Annotated in this window: 16 protein-coding genes and 2 tRNA genes; 3 read left to right on the top strand and 15 right to left on the bottom strand. The window is 71.8% G+C overall.

Annotated features, from left to right (window positions below; all coding sequences use genetic code 11):
* Positions 1 to 258 precede the first annotated feature (258 nt).
* Both RNL97_RS10180 and RNL97_RS10185 read left to right on the top strand, forming a co-directional pair.
* A complete protein-coding gene (locus tag RNL97_RS10180) occupies positions 259 to 1,743 on the top strand; it encodes a hypothetical protein (protein WP_313750603.1) in 1,485 nt (494 codons plus the stop codon).
* On the top strand, positions 1,743 to 3,320 hold the full coding sequence (locus RNL97_RS10185) for an NADH-ubiquinone oxidoreductase-F iron-sulfur binding region domain-containing protein (protein WP_313750604.1): 1,578 nt from the start codon (positions 1,743 to 1,745) through the stop codon (positions 3,318 to 3,320). Before RNL97_RS10180 ends, RNL97_RS10185 begins: the two co-directional genes overlap by 1 nt.
* 54 nt (positions 3,321 to 3,374) lie before the next feature.
* Here RNL97_RS10185 and RNL97_RS10190 read toward each other — a convergent pair.
* The 10 genes from RNL97_RS10190 to RNL97_RS10235 form a co-directional block, all read right to left on the bottom strand.
* Positions 3,375 to 3,447 (bottom strand) — tRNA-Ala (locus RNL97_RS10190).
* Between the two features lie 132 nt (positions 3,448 to 3,579).
* On the bottom strand, positions 3,580 to 3,813 hold the full coding sequence (locus tag RNL97_RS10195) for a hypothetical protein (protein ID WP_003969224.1): 234 nt from the start codon (positions 3,811 to 3,813) through the stop codon (positions 3,580 to 3,582).
* A 3-nt stretch (positions 3,814 to 3,816) separates the two neighbouring features.
* The gene (locus RNL97_RS10200) at positions 3,817 to 4,005 is read right to left on the bottom strand and encodes a hypothetical protein (RefSeq protein ID WP_078651943.1); all 189 of its coding nucleotides are present in this window, start codon (positions 4,003 to 4,005) and stop codon (positions 3,817 to 3,819) included.
* Between the two features lie 141 nt (positions 4,006 to 4,146).
* Positions 4,147 to 4,219: transfer RNA gene (locus RNL97_RS10205), tRNA-Ala, on the bottom strand.
* 149 nt (positions 4,220 to 4,368) lie between these two features.
* On the bottom strand, positions 4,369 to 5,022 hold the full coding sequence (locus RNL97_RS10210; RefSeq protein WP_030577369.1) for a histidine phosphatase family protein: 654 nt from the start codon (positions 5,020 to 5,022) through the stop codon (positions 4,369 to 4,371).
* A complete protein-coding gene (gene rsfS, locus RNL97_RS10215; protein ID WP_010062919.1) occupies positions 5,019 to 5,450 on the bottom strand; it encodes a ribosome silencing factor in 432 nt (143 codons plus the stop codon). The genes RNL97_RS10210 and rsfS overlap by 4 nt, the downstream gene beginning before the upstream one ends.
* A gap of 137 nt (positions 5,451 to 5,587) precedes the next feature.
* Positions 5,588 to 7,342 (bottom strand): LCP family protein, encoded by a 1,755-nt coding sequence (locus RNL97_RS10220; RefSeq protein WP_313750605.1) that lies wholly within the window; start codon positions 7,340 to 7,342, stop codon positions 5,588 to 5,590.
* Between the two features lie 19 nt (positions 7,343 to 7,361).
* Complete coding sequence (nadD, locus tag RNL97_RS10225) at positions 7,362 to 7,979, bottom strand: nicotinate-nucleotide adenylyltransferase (protein ID WP_030577363.1); 618 nt, start codon at positions 7,977 to 7,979, stop codon at positions 7,362 to 7,364.
* A gap of 38 nt (positions 7,980 to 8,017) precedes the next feature.
* Positions 8,018 to 8,179 carry a hypothetical protein gene (locus RNL97_RS10230; RefSeq protein ID WP_010062923.1) on the bottom strand — a complete coding sequence of 54 codons (162 nt, stop codon included), beginning with the start codon at positions 8,177 to 8,179 and terminating at the stop codon, positions 8,018 to 8,020.
* An 84-nt stretch (positions 8,180 to 8,263) separates the two neighbouring features.
* Positions 8,264 to 8,416 (bottom strand): hypothetical protein, encoded by a 153-nt coding sequence (locus RNL97_RS10235; RefSeq protein WP_032764865.1) that lies wholly within the window; start codon positions 8,414 to 8,416, stop codon positions 8,264 to 8,266.
* A 111-nt stretch (positions 8,417 to 8,527) separates the two neighbouring features.
* Here RNL97_RS10235 and RNL97_RS10240 point away from each other — a divergent pair, with 111 nt between their 5' ends.
* On the top strand, positions 8,528 to 9,640 hold the full coding sequence (locus tag RNL97_RS10240) for a M48 family metallopeptidase (RefSeq protein WP_030577360.1): 1,113 nt from the start codon (positions 8,528 to 8,530) through the stop codon (positions 9,638 to 9,640).
* On the opposite strand, the gene RNL97_RS10245 is transcribed toward RNL97_RS10240, so the two are convergent.
* The 5 genes from RNL97_RS10245 to proB all read right to left on the bottom strand — a co-directional run bounded on the left by RNL97_RS10245 (position 9,567) and on the right by proB (position 14,818).
* Positions 9,567 to 10,703, bottom strand: coding sequence for an SCO2583 family membrane protein (locus RNL97_RS10245; RefSeq protein WP_030577357.1), 1,137 nt, complete (start codon positions 10,701 to 10,703; stop codon positions 9,567 to 9,569). The genes RNL97_RS10240 and RNL97_RS10245 overlap by 74 nt on opposite strands.
* A 240-nt stretch (positions 10,704 to 10,943) precedes the next feature.
* A complete protein-coding gene (locus RNL97_RS10250; RefSeq protein WP_313750606.1) occupies positions 10,944 to 11,528 on the bottom strand; it encodes an SCO2584 family spore wall biosynthesis protein in 585 nt (194 codons plus the stop codon).
* Positions 11,529 to 11,656: 128 nt separating this feature from the next.
* Entirely contained in the window at positions 11,657 to 12,940 is a 1,284-nt protein-coding gene (locus RNL97_RS10255) for a glutamate-5-semialdehyde dehydrogenase (RefSeq protein WP_030577351.1), read from the bottom strand.
* Positions 12,941 to 13,043: 103 nt separating this feature from the next.
* Positions 13,044 to 13,535, bottom strand: a complete 492-nt coding sequence (locus tag RNL97_RS10260) for a hypothetical protein (protein ID WP_030577349.1) — start codon at positions 13,533 to 13,535, stop codon at positions 13,044 to 13,046.
* 128 nt (positions 13,536 to 13,663) lie between these two features.
* Positions 13,664 to 14,818 carry a glutamate 5-kinase gene (gene proB, locus RNL97_RS10265; RefSeq protein ID WP_234313338.1) on the bottom strand — a complete coding sequence of 385 codons (1,155 nt, stop codon included), beginning with the start codon at positions 14,816 to 14,818 and terminating at the stop codon, positions 13,664 to 13,666.
* Positions 14,819 to 14,986: the final 168 nt, after the last annotated feature.

Genomic DNA, 14,986 nt, shown 5'->3' on the forward strand with positions numbered 1-14,986 from the left:
GGCTGCGGCGTGTGCGCCCTGCGCGCTTCGTATGAGGTTTTCGCGGAGCCCTGGGACGACCGCGGGGGGAGGGAGAACGCCCGGGAAGCAGGGGTTACTCCGCGTACCGACCTCTATCGGGGCAACCGAGCAAACCTCGTACCGGTTGGTATGGGGCGTCCTAGCATGCGGCAACGGGACCGCTTTGCCGAACTATTCGGAGTCGCCCCCATGAACCCTCATCGCAAGATCCGCGTATCCCCCAGCATGAGCCCCGCAATGAGTCGGCCGGTACAGGGCGGCCTGACTGTCGCCGCGTTGGTCTTCGTCCCTCTGTTCGCCGTCGCCGGGAGCGACGAGCTGCGCGCCACCCTCGACTTCACCACCGGCGTCCTGTCGCTGGTGTCGCTCAGCGCTGCCGTCGCCTGGGGCCTGCTGGCCACCGACCGGCTGTTCCTCTCCACCCGTCAGCGCATCGTCTGCCAGGGCGTCCACCGGGCCAGCGCCGTGGCCTCGCTCGGCTTTCTGCTGCTGCACGGAACCGTGAAGGTCGCCCTCGGGCATGTGGCGTTGATCGGCGCTCTCATACCCTTCAGTCTCGGCGTGACCGGCGCTGCGGGGCTGATCGGCTTCGGTTCGCTGGCCGCGCTGCTGATGGTCGGCACAGCCGCGACCGGCGCCCTGCGCAGCGCCTTCGCCCAGCCCTCCCCCAAGGCCGCCCGGCTCGGGCAGTCGCTGGGGTCGCCCCGGGACACGGGCGGGATCGCGGGCCGGTGGCGCGCCCTGCACGCGCTGGCGTATCCGGCGTGGTGCGCCGCGCTGATCCACGGCCTGTACGCGGGGCGTGCGCCTGCCACCTGGGTGGTCGTGATGTACGGGCTCTGCCTGGCCGGAGTCGCCGGGGCGCTGTGTCTGCGGCTGCTGCCGCGCCCGACGAAGCGGCGGATCGCCGACCGGGTCGCCGAACTGCTGGGCCAGGGGCCCCCGGCCGCCCCCGACCCGGTCCTGCGGGAGTCCTCCTCGTCCGCCGGGGAGCCCTGGTCCGATCCGGCCGCCTGGAGCGAGACGGACCGGGACGTACGGGGCACGCCGGTGCGCCCGCGGACGCTCTCGGCGCCGATACCGCCGACCGCGCCCCCTCCCGCGGCGATCCCCGGCACGCTGCACGAAGCGCCGACGGAGACGCTGTTCAGCGGTCGGTCACCGCTGTACGAGCCCCCGCCCCGGAGTGCCGACCGGATCGCCTTCGGCCCCTCGGAGGAGTCGCCGGACCCGGGGCGGAGGAAGGCGGGGCCGGGACCCGGAACGGGCATAACGGCCGGGTATCGCGCCGTCTCGCTCGGCGGCGGCCCGTCGGCCCCGTCGGAGGCCCGCTGGCCCTCACCGTCCCCCGCCCCGCCCGGACAGGCGCACCACGGCCCGCCCCGGCAGGACCCTCCGGCGTACACCGCGCAGGAGCACACGTACGCGACGCCTTCCTACGAGACGCCCGAGCACGGCACACCGAGGTACGGAATCCCGGAACACGCCGCACCGGCACCCGGCGTCCCCGAGCACGGCACGCCCGAAACCGGCACACCGACGTACATGGCCTCGGAGTACGCCGGCGCACCGACCGCATACGACACCACCGCATCCGCTCCCTTCTCCTTCCCCTCCCCCGCTCCCTCCCCCTTCGCCGCGCCCCGTGCCGAACCGGGGGCCGGACCGTTCACCGCGCCCCCGGCCGGCGAACCCTGGCACGCACCCGCAGGAGACCGATAGTGAACGTCCCCCTCCCCGATGTGCCCGAGGTCCGCGTCGTCGGACTGCCGCACCTGACCACCGGCTTCGACCTGGTGGAGCGGCTCGACCTCGCCATGCACCTCAAGGTGCACGGGCCGCTGGAGCCGATGACCGGTGAGCGGCTGGCCGAACTGGCCGAAACGATCTCTCTGCGCGGAAGGGGCGGCGCCGGTTTCCCGTTCGGCAAGAAGTTGCGAGCGGTGGCGAAAGCGTCCATCCAGCGCGGGGTGCGGCCCGTCGTGGTGATCAACGGCAGCGAGGGCGAACCCGCCTGCCGCAAGGACACCGTGCTGCTCAACCGCGCACCGCACCTGATCCTGGACGGTGCGCTGCTGGCCGCGGAGGCGCTCGGTGCGCGCACCCTGGTCATCGCCGTCACCCGCAACTCCACGGAGATCTCCGTACGCGCGGCCCTCGCCGAACGCGGCCTCTCCGACCGGCGCGGCCAGCAACTGCGTGCCCGCGTGGTCCGCACCCCGGAACGCATGGTCTCGGGCGAGGCGTCCTCGGTGATCCGGGCGGCGAACGGCGGGCCCGCCCTGCCACCGGGCCGGCGCGAGCGGGCGGCGGAGACCGGGGTGGCCGGCTCGCCGACCCTGCTGTCGAACGCGGAGACGTACGCCCAACTCGCCGTCGCCGCCCGGATCGGCCCCCGCCGCTACGGGCACACCGGGCTGCCGGACGAACCCGGCACCGTCCTGCTCACCGTCTCCGGCGCCGTGGCGAGACCCATGGTCGTCGAGGTGCCGACCGGGGTGCCGCTGCGGTACGTCCTGCAACTGGCCGGGGCCCCGCCGCTCCCCCAGGGCGTGCTGACCGGCGGCTACCACGGCAACTGGATCGACGCGGTCTCCTCGCACAACGCCGTGATCTCCCGCGAGTCCCTGAGCACCGTGGGGGGCGCGCTCGGTGCGGGGGCGATCCTGCCGATCGGCCCGGACACCTGCCCGCTCGGCGAGTCCCTCCGGATAGCCAACTGGCTGGCCGCCGAGACCGCCGGACAGTGCGGCCCGTGCAAGCTGGGGCTCCCCGCCGCCGCGGGCGGGCTCTCCGACGTGCTGAACGGCGGCGGTCCCGCCGCCCTGGAGGCCCTGCGCGAGGTCACCCAGGCCGTGAAGGGCCGCGGCGCGTGCAAACACCCGGACGGCTCTGCCCGGTTCCTGCTCTCGACCCTGTCGGCGTTCACGGACGACCTCGCCGCGCACGTCCTGGACGGCGGCTGCGGCCGCGAGACGGTCGGGGTGCTGCCGCTGCCCGCGCCGGGCTACCAGGATCTGGAGGAGTCGATTCCGAGCGGCGAGAAGCTCGCGGTCGACTGGACGCTCTGCCGGGGCCACGGCCTGTGCGCGGACATCGTCCCCGAGCTCGTCCGGCTGGGCGCGGACGGCTATCCGGCCCTGGCGGACGCCGCCGTTCCGATGCATCTGCGCGGGCGCGCCCAGCGGGCCGTACGGCGCTGCCCCGCCCTGGCGCTCCGTATCGAGCAGCCGCCGGCCGAACAGCGTCCCGCCCTGCCGGCCGCCCATCGGCGCGCACTGGGCAGCGGGCGCGGCTGAACGGAAGAAGCGGGCCACCCGATCCGGGTGGCCCGCTTCTCACTGTCGATCCTGTGGAGCTAAGGAGAATTGAACTCCTGACCTCCTGCATGCCATGCAGGCGCTCTACCAACTGAGCTATAGCCCCTTGCTGTTTGCCACCCGGTTCCCCTTGGCGACATCGAGAACATTACACGGTCCCCCCGGTGCTTCACCAAATCGTTTCCGGTCCGCACCAATATGCCCGAATCGCCCTGGGCTTTCGCCCGTCAGTCGCAGGTCAGGCGGTCGCGAAGGAGTAGAAGCGCTTGAGGGTGCAGTGCTCCTCCAGGAGCCGCCCGTAGATCGGCTCCCCCTCCAGCTCCCGATAGGTCTCGATGGGGTCGCCTTTTATGATCAGCGCCCGTGCGCATTCCTCGCACCAGTACTGGTACTCCGCGTTGACCGGGTCCATGTCCCTGACGATGGGCGTACCGCTGCCGCACCAGTCGCATTTACGCCTGTGTGCACCCATCAGTCAGCTCCAGCTGTGGCCGCAGGCCGTGCACACGTAGGAGACCCCTCCGTTGTCGCCCAGAACCTGGGCCACATGGGACGAACCGCAGGACGGACAGCCGAGACGGGATCGAACGTCGGACGTTACGGGGCCGGGGGGCGAGGCGGTGACAAGGCGCTGGTCGGGGACGTGTTCGCGACTCGCAGGCATCGCGCTCCCTCCCGATCGGTACGTCGCCCCCTCCGGCGCTCCGATTCTGCCATGGCCCCGCAAGAGGGGCAGCCCGCTCGACGCCCTCCGTCCCCTCCATGCAGAAGATCCCGCCCCCTGCCGGGGACGGGATCCTGATTGTGGAGCTAAGGAGAATTGAACTCCTGACCTCCTGCATGCCATGCAGGCGCTCTACCAACTGAGCTATAGCCCCGCTGTTCGCTGCGTTTTCCTGCGTTTCCGCGCTGCGAACAAGATGAACTTTAGCCTGCGACCGGCCGGAAAGTGAAATCCGGCCCGGGCCGCCCGAGGACGGCCCGCGAACGGCCTCCCGGCGACCACTGGGCGGCCGCCCGGACGGCTCTAGTCGTCGTCGCCGAGCACCGGCTCCGGGAGTGTGCCGGCGTTGTGCTCCAGCAGACGCCAGCCGCGCGCGCCCTCCCCCAGGACGGACCAGCAGCAGTTGGACAGCCCGCCGAGCCCTTCCCAGTGGTGCGCCTCCAGGCCCAGCAGCCGGCCGATCGTCGTCCTGATCGTGCCGCCATGGCTGACCACGACGAGCGTGCCGTCCTCCGGAAGCTTCTCGGCGTGCTCCAGAACGACCGGAGCCGCCCGGTCGGCGACCTCGGTCTCCAGCTCGCCACCGCCCCGGCGCACGGGCTCACCGCGCTTCCAGGCGGCGTACTGCTCGCCGTAGCGCTCGACGATCTCCTGGTGCGTCAGCCCCTGCCACTCGCCCGCGTACGTCTCACGGAGCGCGGCGTCGTGGGCGACGGTCAGGCCGCTGACGGCGGAGAGCTCGGCGGCCGTGGCCGCCGCCCGCCGGAGGTCGGAGGCGACGATGGCGTCCGGCTTCAGCGAGGCGAGCAGCCGGGCGGCGCGACGGGCCTGCCCGACGCCGGCCTCGGTCAGCTCGATGTCCGTGGAGCCCTGGAAGCGGCGCTCCAGGTTCCATGCCGTCTGGCCGTGCCGCCACAGGACGATCCTGCGGCCCTTGCCGCTCTTGCTGCCGTTCAGCTCTGGTCACCTTCCGTGCCGCCGTTGAGCTGTGCGTGCTCCTCGGCCTTGCCGCGGGTCTTGATCGCGTCCTCGGGGAGGGCGATCTCCGGGCAGTCCTTCCACAGGCGCTCCAACGCGTAGAAGACGCGCTCCTCGCTGTGCTGGACGTGGATGACGATGTCGACGTAGTCGAGGAGGATCCAGCGGGCGTCGCGGTCGCCCTCGCGGCGCACCGGCTTGGCGCCGAGCTCCTTCTGGAGCCGCTCCTCGATCTCGTCGACGATCGACTTGACCTGGCGGTCGTTGGGGGCCGAGGCCAGCAGGAAGGCGTCGGTGATCGACAGCACATCGCTGACGTCGTAGGCGATGATGTCGTGCGCGAGCCGGTCGGCTGCCGCCTGGGCGGCGGCGTTGATGAGCTCGATGGAGCGGTCCGTGGCGGTCACATGCAGGCTTTCGTCGGCGGTCGGATGCAACCTCTAGGGTCTCACGGACCGCCGACAGAGCTTTACTGCGTTTCACCGGCGGGGCCGCGGGCTGCCGCCGGCCGACGCCGAAGCACCGGCCGGCGGCACCGAGCGGGCTACTGGACCTTGTAGTCCTGGCCCAGCACCGCGGACACGTCGGCGTTGGCGGCCGGTTCGCCCTTCTTCACGCCGCCTGCGGAAAGACCCAGGGTCTTGGCCACCTCGACGGCCTTCTGCTTGTCCTCCGCGGACCGGTAGAGCACGACGGACGACGCCTCGGCCCCGGCCTTGCCGCTGTCCACGAAGGCGTAACCGCCGTTGACCAGCTGGACCCGGGCGGCCTCCGCGGCCTTCTGGTTCCCGGTGGCGTTGCGGACGGCGACCCGGAGCGGAGCGCCTTCCTCGGGGGCCTTCACCGTGCCGCCGAGGATGTCCTTGACGACGCCGCGGGTGTCCGCCTCGGTGAGCGTGCCGTCCTCCTGGACCGGAAGCAGGGCCGTCTTGTAGTCGCCGACCTTGGCCCGCGAGGCCAGCTTGGCGAGCGAGGCCCCGAGGTCCTTCTCGGGCAGCGACGGGTCGAGCACCTGGAGCAGGGTCTCGATGGTGACGGTGGCGGCCTTGGGGTCCTCGGAGATCTTGCGCAGGGTGGCCCGCATGACCTCGCCGAAGCGGGCCAGCTGCTTGGCCTCGGGCTCGCCCTCCGCACGGTAGGTGGCGTACGCGACGGCCATCGGGCCGCTGAGCGTCTGGGCCTCGCCCTTGTTCACCAGGGGTGACTCGCCCTTCTTCGTGGCGGGCACCTCGGTGTCGGTGTCGACCTCGATGTTGCCGACCAGCTCGACGAGGTTCTCCAGGTACGGGGTGTCCAGCCGCCAGGTGCCGGTGATCCGGGTGCCGAGGAGGGTGTCGATCGCCTCCCGGGTTCCGGTCCTGCCGTCGTCCTCGACGGACTTGCCGAGCGTGGTGGTGGTCCCGTCGTCGCCCGCGACCGCGAGGGAGTTGGGCAGCAGGACGGTGGTGCCCTGCTTGGTGGTGGCGTTGTCGACGAGCAGCGCCGTCGAGGTGCCGCCGTTCTTCGTGTCGTGCAGGTGCACCACGATCATGTCGCGCTGCTGGGCTCCGGCGGCGACGGTCTTCTTCTCGTCCGGTCCGGACAGGCCCGGGATCATGTCGGCGGACCACAGATAGCCCACCCCGCCGACGACGACGAGAACGGCGACGACTATCAGGGCGACCATGCGGTTGCGGCCCTTGCGCCGGGCCTCCTCGCGCCGCTCACTGCGGCTCTCGGTGAACTTCAGCCAGTCGATGACGTCTTCGGAGTCCTCGTCGGGCTCCTCGATGAACGAGAACTGCTCGGTGCGGTAGTCCGGGTCGGGCTTGCGCTGCCCGGGAAGCACGGCGTCGGCCTCCGCCTCCGGCTCGGCCTCCTGCGGCGAGGGCTGCACGGGGGCCTGCGGGGCCTGTTCCGGTGCGGGGGCGGCGCCCTGCTGCGGGATGCTCCAGTGCTCGCCGGTGTCGACCGCGGCGGGCTGCTGCCCGGTGGCGTAGCCGTAGTCGGTGTAGGAGCCGTAGCCGTACCCCTGGTCACCGCCCTGGCCCTGCGCCTGGCCCTGCTGAGCGCCGGCGTAGGGGTCGTAACCCGGCTGCTGCTGAGGGTTGCCGTACGCGTCGTGGCCGTAGCCGTAACCGGTGGTGTCCTGGGGCTGGGGGCCCTGGGCCTGCGGGGCGGCGTAGGGGTCGTAGCCCTGGCCCTGCTGGTCGTACTGCTGCTGCCCCTGCTGCTGGTAGACCGGCTGCCCGTACGCGTCGTAGCCGACGATCTGCGGCTCCTGGTAGTACGGGTCGTACGGGTTCTGTCGGTCGTTCACCGGTGCCCCTCTCCGTGGCTCATTCGCCGCGGTACAGCTGGCGCTTGTCGATGTAGCGGACCACGCCGTCCGGCACCAGGTACCAGACCGGCTCCCCCTGCGCGACCCTCTCACGGCAGTCCGTGGACGAGATCGCCAGTGCGGGCACCTCCACGAGGGAGACACCGCCCTCGGGCAGTCCGTCGTCCGTGAGCACGTGACCCGGCCGGGTCACACCGATGAAGTGGGAGAGCGAGAACAGCTCCTCCGCGTCGCGCCAGGTGAGGATCTGGGCGAGCGCGTCGGCGCCGGTGATGAAGAAGAGGTCCGCGTCGCCGTGGACCTCGCGCAGGTCCCGCAGCGTATCGATGGTGTACGTCGGTCCGCCACGGTCGATGTCACTGCGGCTGACGGAGAACTGCGGGTTGGACGCGGTGGCGATGACCGTCATCAGATAACGGTCCTCGGCCGGGGAGACCTTCTTGTGGCTCTTCTGCCACGGCTGCCCGGTCGGCACGAAGACGACCTCGTCCAGATGGAACTGGGCGGCCACTTCACTGGCCGCCACCAGGTGTCCATGGTGGATCGGGTCGAATGTCCCGCCCATCACGCCGATACGGCGCTTGCCGGGGCCGGTAGGCATCTCCTGCTCTCCCATGCGTGCAGAGCCTACTGGCACAGCTGTACGCCCCCGGCTCAGCGGTCGCGGTTGAAGCTGATGGTGATGAACAGAAGCAGCATCAGCGCGACGAAGGCCCCGGCGCCGACGAAGTAGGGGTTGAGGCTTTCGTGGTTGCCACCGCCCTCGCCCCCGGAGGCGAGAGTGACCAGCTGGTGAGTGGTGCTCGTGAGGCTCATCTTCGGCAGGACCTATCGATCGTGAGTCGGAAGGAAGACGTCGGGGCCATCGTATGCGGGACCCTCGGGCACGCTCACGGCGACTCAGTCGTTGTTGTCGTCGTTGCGGTATCCGCGCAGCAGGAACCAGGCGAGCAGCGCCGCTCCGAGGATCGAGACGAGCAGCACGATCCGGAGGGTGTCACCCGGTCCCTGCTCCTGGGACGCGGCGGCGAGCAGTACGGCGGTGTGCGGCATTTCGGGCGCTCCTCACAGTTATCCACAGCCCCCCGCACACCGTAGCGCCAGCGCATACGCTGGCTTTTGTCCGGGGGACGAGCAACGTCTCGTACGAACAGGGGGCCATCCATGACCGACGACAGTCACGAGAACGTGCCGAGCAGGGCGCGCAGGCGATTTCCCGGGATCTCCTCCCGGGCCTACGAGCACCCCGCCGACCGCTCGGCCCTGGTGGCCCTGCGCAAGCTGACCGGGTTCGACACCGTGTTCAAGGCGCTCAGCGGGCTGCTCCCGGAGCGGAGCCTGCGGCTGCTCTTCCTCTCCGACTCCGTCCGGGTGAGCGACGCGCAGTTCGCCCATCTCAACGACATGCTGCGCGACGCGTGTTACATCCTGGACCTGGAGAAGGTCCCGCCGATGTACGTGAAGCAGGACCCGCAGCCCAACGCCATGTGCATCGGTCTCGACGAGCCGATCATCGTGGTCACCACGGGCCTCGTCGAGCTGCTCGACGAGGAGGAGATGCGGGCGGTGGTGGGCCACGAGGTGGGCCACGCCCTCTCCGGTCACTCGGTCTACCGGACGATACTGCTCTTCCTGACCAACCTCGCCGTGAAGGTCGCCTGGATCCCGCTGGGCAATGTGGCGATCATGGCGATCGTGACGGCGCTGCGCGAGTGGTTCCGCAAGTCGGAGCTGTCCGCGGACCGGGCCGGGCTGCTGGTGGGACAGGACATCCAGGCGTCGATGCGCGGCCTGATGAAGATCGCGGGCGGCAACCACCTCCACGAGATGAACGTGGACGCCTTCCTCGCCCAGGCCGACGAGTACGAGAAGAGCGGTGACCTCCGCGACTCCGTCCTCAAGATCCTCAATGTGCTGCCCCGGACGCACCCGTTCACCGCCGTGCGCGCCGCCGAGCTGAAGAAGTGGTCGGAGACCCGCGAATTCCAGCGGATCATGGACGGCCACTACCCCCGGCGCGACGAGGACAAGGACACCTCGGTGACCGACTCGTTCCGGGAGTCCGCATCGCACTACGCGGACACGGTGCGCACCAGCAAGGACCCGCTGATGAAGTTGGTGGGCGACATCGCCGGGGGCGCGGGGGACCTGGGCGGCAAGCTGCGCGACCGGTTCACCGGAGGCGGCTCCGGCGGCAGTTCCGCTACGGGCGGGGGCGGGGCGTCCGATCGGCCTCAGGACCCGGAGGAGGGGAGCTCGGGGCCGTCGAAGGGCTGACGGCCGCCAGGGTCCCGCACAGGGCCGCCGTGGGCGGGCCCGAGGCGTACGGGTCGGTGGCGGCGGGGCCGCGGGCGTCCGCCTTCTCCCCTGCCAGGAGAGGACGGAGCATCCCGGTCGCCTCGGCCGAGCAGGACTGCGGCCCGGCCTGGACATGGGCCGTGCGCACCTCTAGGCGGTGGAGCCGCAGGTCCTCCCGGTCGAGGCGGAAGTGCAGCTCACGCCGAACGGTGAACAGGGACGCGCCGTCCTTGCGCGACGCCCCCTCCGCCGGACGCAGGGCGTAGGTGAAGGTGTGGTCCGAGACGACGCCGAGGACGCCCGCCGCCTCCTCCTCGTAGCGGAGGGTGCCCTGGACCCGGATCTGCGGGTCCGCGAGCTCCACCCGCTGTGGGTCGAAGCGGACCAGCCACCCGGTGGCGGCGTGGCTCCCGTCGTCCGCCGGGTCGCTCAGGCTCCGTTCGAACTGGGCGCGCTGGTCCGGGTCGAGGAGGTGCTCGACGGGCCGGCGTACGGAGCCGGTGAGGACGTCGGGGTTGAGGGACGACTCCACCAGGTAGTCCTTGACCGTGGCGAGTGCGGCGGTGATCTGGCTGTCGGAGAAGTTCTGGGTGCGCTTCACGGCGGGGAAGTTGATGCCCTCCGCGCCCGTGCGGAATCCGGAGACCGGCTCGGCCCGGTACAGCTGCTCGGGTGATCCGCCCGCTACGGCGCCCCGGGGGGCCAGGGGGATGACGGTGGTCCGCAGGGGTTCGGCGCGTCGGGGGGCCGGCTGGGGATACGGGCTGCGGAACCCGATGTAGACGGCCACGGCGAAGGCCAGGGCGATGAGGACCACCAGGGCTATGGCGGCCCGGGAGCCGCCTCCGCCGCGGACGTGCGGCTGCTCCTCGGGGACGGTGCGGACGGCGCGGGCGTGGTCGCCCATCCGTTCCTGCGCGGAGTACTCCCGCATCCGGGCAGCCTGGATGAACGATTCGTCGAAGACGAGCGAGCGGTATTCGTCCTCCCCGCCCGCAGGGTTCTCGGGCGGGCCGTCCGGCGGTTCTGAGCGGCCTGTCATGACTTCTCTCCCGATCTCCACACCGGTTGGTTCGGTGCGCAACGGTCTGCTTCGGCCGAGCGGGGCGTGCGGCAGCGAGAAGCCCCCCTGGGAACGAGGGGTCACATCTTCAGAGTAGGTCGATTGCGCTCCGTGTAAACGCGGAGACCGCCGGGAACTGCGGAGGCGACGGGGGCCACCGTCGGCGAACGGGTGACGGGAGGAGCCGGGGCTCTGGGGGGTGCCCGCCCGGCGCCCGCCTCAGGGCACCCGGGGCTCGGCGGAGACCACGGGGCGGGAGTAGTCGGCGGAGGCCGACGGGGCGGCCCCGGGCTTGTCCACATCGCTGCTGGCGGGGGGCGGCACCTGGTCCTGGCGGTTGTTCGACGCGCCCCGGTAGACCGCGGTGAAGGCGAGGGAGACCATGCCGACGCCCATCACCACAGCGAGCAGCCAGGCTACCGGCCGGTGCCAGCGGGCGGAGTTGCGGTAGGGGCGCAGGGAGCCGCCGTGGCGGCCGTAGGGCCCGGGGCCGTCGCCGTCGTCCGCGTAGCCGTCGTCCGGGTCGTAGTCGAGGTCCTGGGGATCGTGGTGGCCGCGGGAGCCGCCGTAGCCGTATTCGTCGTCGTCCGCGCGACGGGTTCGGCGGGCGCGGGCCGCGTCGGCCTCGGCACGGGCCTCGGCAGCGGCGAGCAGGCGCTCCACGGCGGTGGGTTCGTGGACGGGCGCCGACCGGACGAAGTCCTCGTCGAACACCACGGAGGCGAAGTCCTCGTCCGCGCCCCCGCGGTCGTCGTCGGGCTCCCAGCCGTCAGGAAACGGCTTGCCCCCCACGTCGTCCGGCACGGTTTCAGCGTAGCCGGGCCGGGACCTTTTGGGCAGGGACCCCGCAAACTCCCCCGGATCGATCCGGAGGGGACACACGGGCGCCCCCTCCGGGCGGAGGGGGCGACGGTGTGCAGGAGAGACGGGTGCTAGCGGGTGTGGCCGTCGCCCGTGACGATGTACTTCGTCGAGGTCAGCTCGGGCAGGCCCATCGGGCCCCGGGCGTGCAGCTTCTGGGTGGAGATGCCGATCTCGGCGCCGAAGCCGAACTGCCCGCCGTCCGTGAACCGGGTGGAGGCGTTGACGGCGACCGTGGTCGAATCGACCAGTTGGGTGAACCGGCGGGCGGCGGCCTGCGAGGTGGTGACGATCGCCTCGGTGTGGCCGGAGGACCAGAGCCGGATGTGGGCGACCGCCGCGTCCAGGGAGTCGACGACCGCCGCGGCGATGTCGTAGGAGAGGTATTCGGTCTCCCAGTCCTCCGTCGTCGCCGGGACCACGGTGGCCTTCGAGCCCTCGGCACGGGCGAGGACGTGTTCGTCGCCGTGGACGGTGACTCCGGCCTCGGCCAGCGCGTTCAGGGCGAGCGGCAGGAAGTCGTCCGCCACGTCCTTGTGGACGAGCAGGGTCTCGGCCGCGTTGCAGACGCTGGGGCGCTGGGCCTTGGAATTGATCAGGATGTCCACGGCCATGGCCAGGTCCGTCCGCGCGTCGACGTACACGTGGCAGTTGCCGGTGCCGGTCTCGATGACGGGGACAATGGACTCCTCGACGACCGTGCGGATCAGCGAGGCGCCGCCGCGCGGGATGAGGACGTCGACGAGGCCGCGGGCCCTCATCAGTTCCGTCACGGAGTCACGGCTCTCGCCCGGGACGAGCTGCACCGCGTCGGCGGGGAGGCCGGAGCCGCCGACCGCGTCGCGCAGGACCCGGACGAGCGCGGTGTTGGAGGCGTAGGCGGAGGAGGAGCCGCGCAGCAGGACCGCGTTGCCGGACTTCAGGCAGAGGGCGGCGGCGTCGACGGTGACGTTGGGCCGGGCCTCGTAGATGATGCCGACCACGCCCAGGGGGACCCTGACCTGGCGGAGGTCGATGCCGTTGGGGAGGGTCGAGCCGCGCACCACTTCGCCGACCGGGTCGGGGAGGGCCGCGACGTCCCGTACGTCGGCGGCGATGGCACGGATGCGGTCCGGGGTGAGGGTCAGGCGGTCGATGATGCCTTCGCTCGTCCCGGCCTCGCGGGCGCGCTCGACGTCCTGCGCGTTGGCCTCGACGATCTCGGCGGTCCGCACTTCCAGGGCGTCGGCGATGGCCAGCAGCGCGTCGTCCTTGGCCGCGCGCGGGAGGGGCGCGATGTCGGAGGCGGCGGCGCGGGCCCGGTAGGCGGCCTGCGTGACCGGGGAGAGGTTGTCGTAGGGCGAGAGCGTGGTCATGCCCGCAGAGTAATGCGCGCTCTGCGGGCATCCGTCACGTATCCCGTGATGCGAGACGGCCGACCGCGGGTCGGACGCCCCCTGGGGAGCAGCGGCGCGGACGTCAGTAGGGGTGGACGCCCACCGGGGAGGCGGGCGGCGGCCCGTAGCCCTCGGCGACCCGCAGGTGGTAGGTCTCGCGGTCGATGACTTCGAGGCCGACGATCTCCCAGGGCGGAAGCCGGGCGCTGGAGCGGTGCTCGCCCCACAGCCGCAGCGCGACGGCGGCGGCGTCGTGCAGGTCGCGGGCCTCTTCCCAGTAGCGGATCTCCGCGTGGTCGCCCGCGTAGCGGCTGGTCAGCAGGAAGGGGTGGTCGTGCGCGAGCTGTTCCAGGCCGCGTCTGACCTCCCCCAGCGGAGTCTCGGCGCCCGACACGCTGAGGGTGATGTGCCAGAGTCTCGACTGCGGGGACTCCTCCTTCGCCGTCGTGACCGGCTCTCGTTCGGCGGTGTCCGACGGGAGGGGATTCCGGTCGAAATCCGCCCCCGCTCCGACACTCGTCAGGGCGCGGTTGGCCGTGCCTCGGGGCGGCGCCCCCGGGCGCGCTCGTCTCACCGGCGGCCTCCTGTGGTGTGTTGCTGTGCGGATCCCCTGTTTCCCCACTACAAAGTGGACCAGTCCACAGCCGGGCGTGGGGTGGTTTTGGTGAAGGTCCCCGCCGAAGAGCCGGACTTTCCGCCGTTTCAGGGGGTGAGGCGCGGCGTGAGAATGACCAGATCGTCCCTGTGTACGACCTCGCGCTCGTAGGCGGGTCCCAGTTCACGGGCCAGGTCCCGGGTGGAGCGGCCGAGCAGCTGGGGGATCTCCTTGGCGTCGAAGTTGACGAGTCCGCGGGCGATCGGGGCGCCGTGCGGATCGCGCAGTTCGACCGGGTCGCCGGCGCTGAACTCGCCCTCGACGCCGGAGATTCCGGCGGGCAGCAGCGAGGTGCGCCGTTCCACGACGGCCCGTACGGCGCCGTCGTCGAGGGTGAGCGCGCCCTGCGGGGTGGAGGCGTGGGCCAGCCACAGGAGCCGGTCGGCGGAGCGGCGGCCGGTGCGGTGGAAGTACGTGCCGGTGTCGCGGCCCGCGAGGGCGTCGGCGGCCCGGCTGGCGGAGGTGAGGACGACGGGGACGCCGGCGGCGGTGGCGATGTTGGCGGCCTCGACCTTGGTGACCATGCCGCCGGTGCCCACGCCCGCCTTCCCGGCGCTGCCGATGGTGACGCCGGCCAGGTCCTCGGGGCCGGTGACCTCGGCGATCCGGGACGCGCCGGGGGTGCCGGGCGGTCCGTCGTAGAGGCCGTCCACGTCGGAGAGCAGGACGAGGAGGTCGGCGTGGACGAGGTGCGCGACGAGGGCGGCGAGCCGGTCGTTGTCTCCGAAGCGGATCTCGTCGGTGGCGACGGTGTCGTTCTCGTTGACGACGGGGACGGCGCCCATCTCCAGGAGCTTGTCCAGGGTGCTGTAGGCGTTGCGGTAGTGGCCGCGGCGGCTGGTGTCGTCGGCGGTGAGGAGGACCTGGCCGACGCGGACGCCGTAGCGGGCGAACGAGGCGGTGTAGCGGGCCACGAGGAGGCCCTGTCCGACGCTGGCGGCGGCCTGCTGGCGGGCGAGGTCCTTGGGCCGTCGGACGAGGCCGAGCGGGGCGAGTCCGGCGGCGATGGCTCCGCTGGAGACGAGGACGACCTCGCGTTCGCCGCCGTCCCTGACCTTGGCCAGGACGTCGACGAGGGCGTCGACCCGGTCGGCGTCGAGGCCGCCGGAGGCGGTGGTGAGCGAGGAGGAGCCGACCTTGACGACGACACGGCGGGCGCCGGTCACCGCCGGCTCCCGGTGCGACGGCCTCTGCTCTGCCACGTGCTTCCCCGCTCTGGATCGCCCCGGTGTTCCGACGAGGGCGTCGCAGCCTGTCGGCCGGTGCCGCCCCCGGCACGTCACAGTACGCGAGCGGCCGCCCCCGCCGCCTGCCCGTTCCGCTCGGTGGACGTCCGGCAGGGGGACGTCCGGTGGGCGGGGCGCGGGCGG

This window comes from Streptomyces parvus (genome assembly GCF_032121415.1).
GTDB classification, from domain to species: Bacteria; Actinomycetota; Actinomycetes; order Streptomycetales; family Streptomycetaceae; genus Streptomyces; species Streptomyces globisporus_A.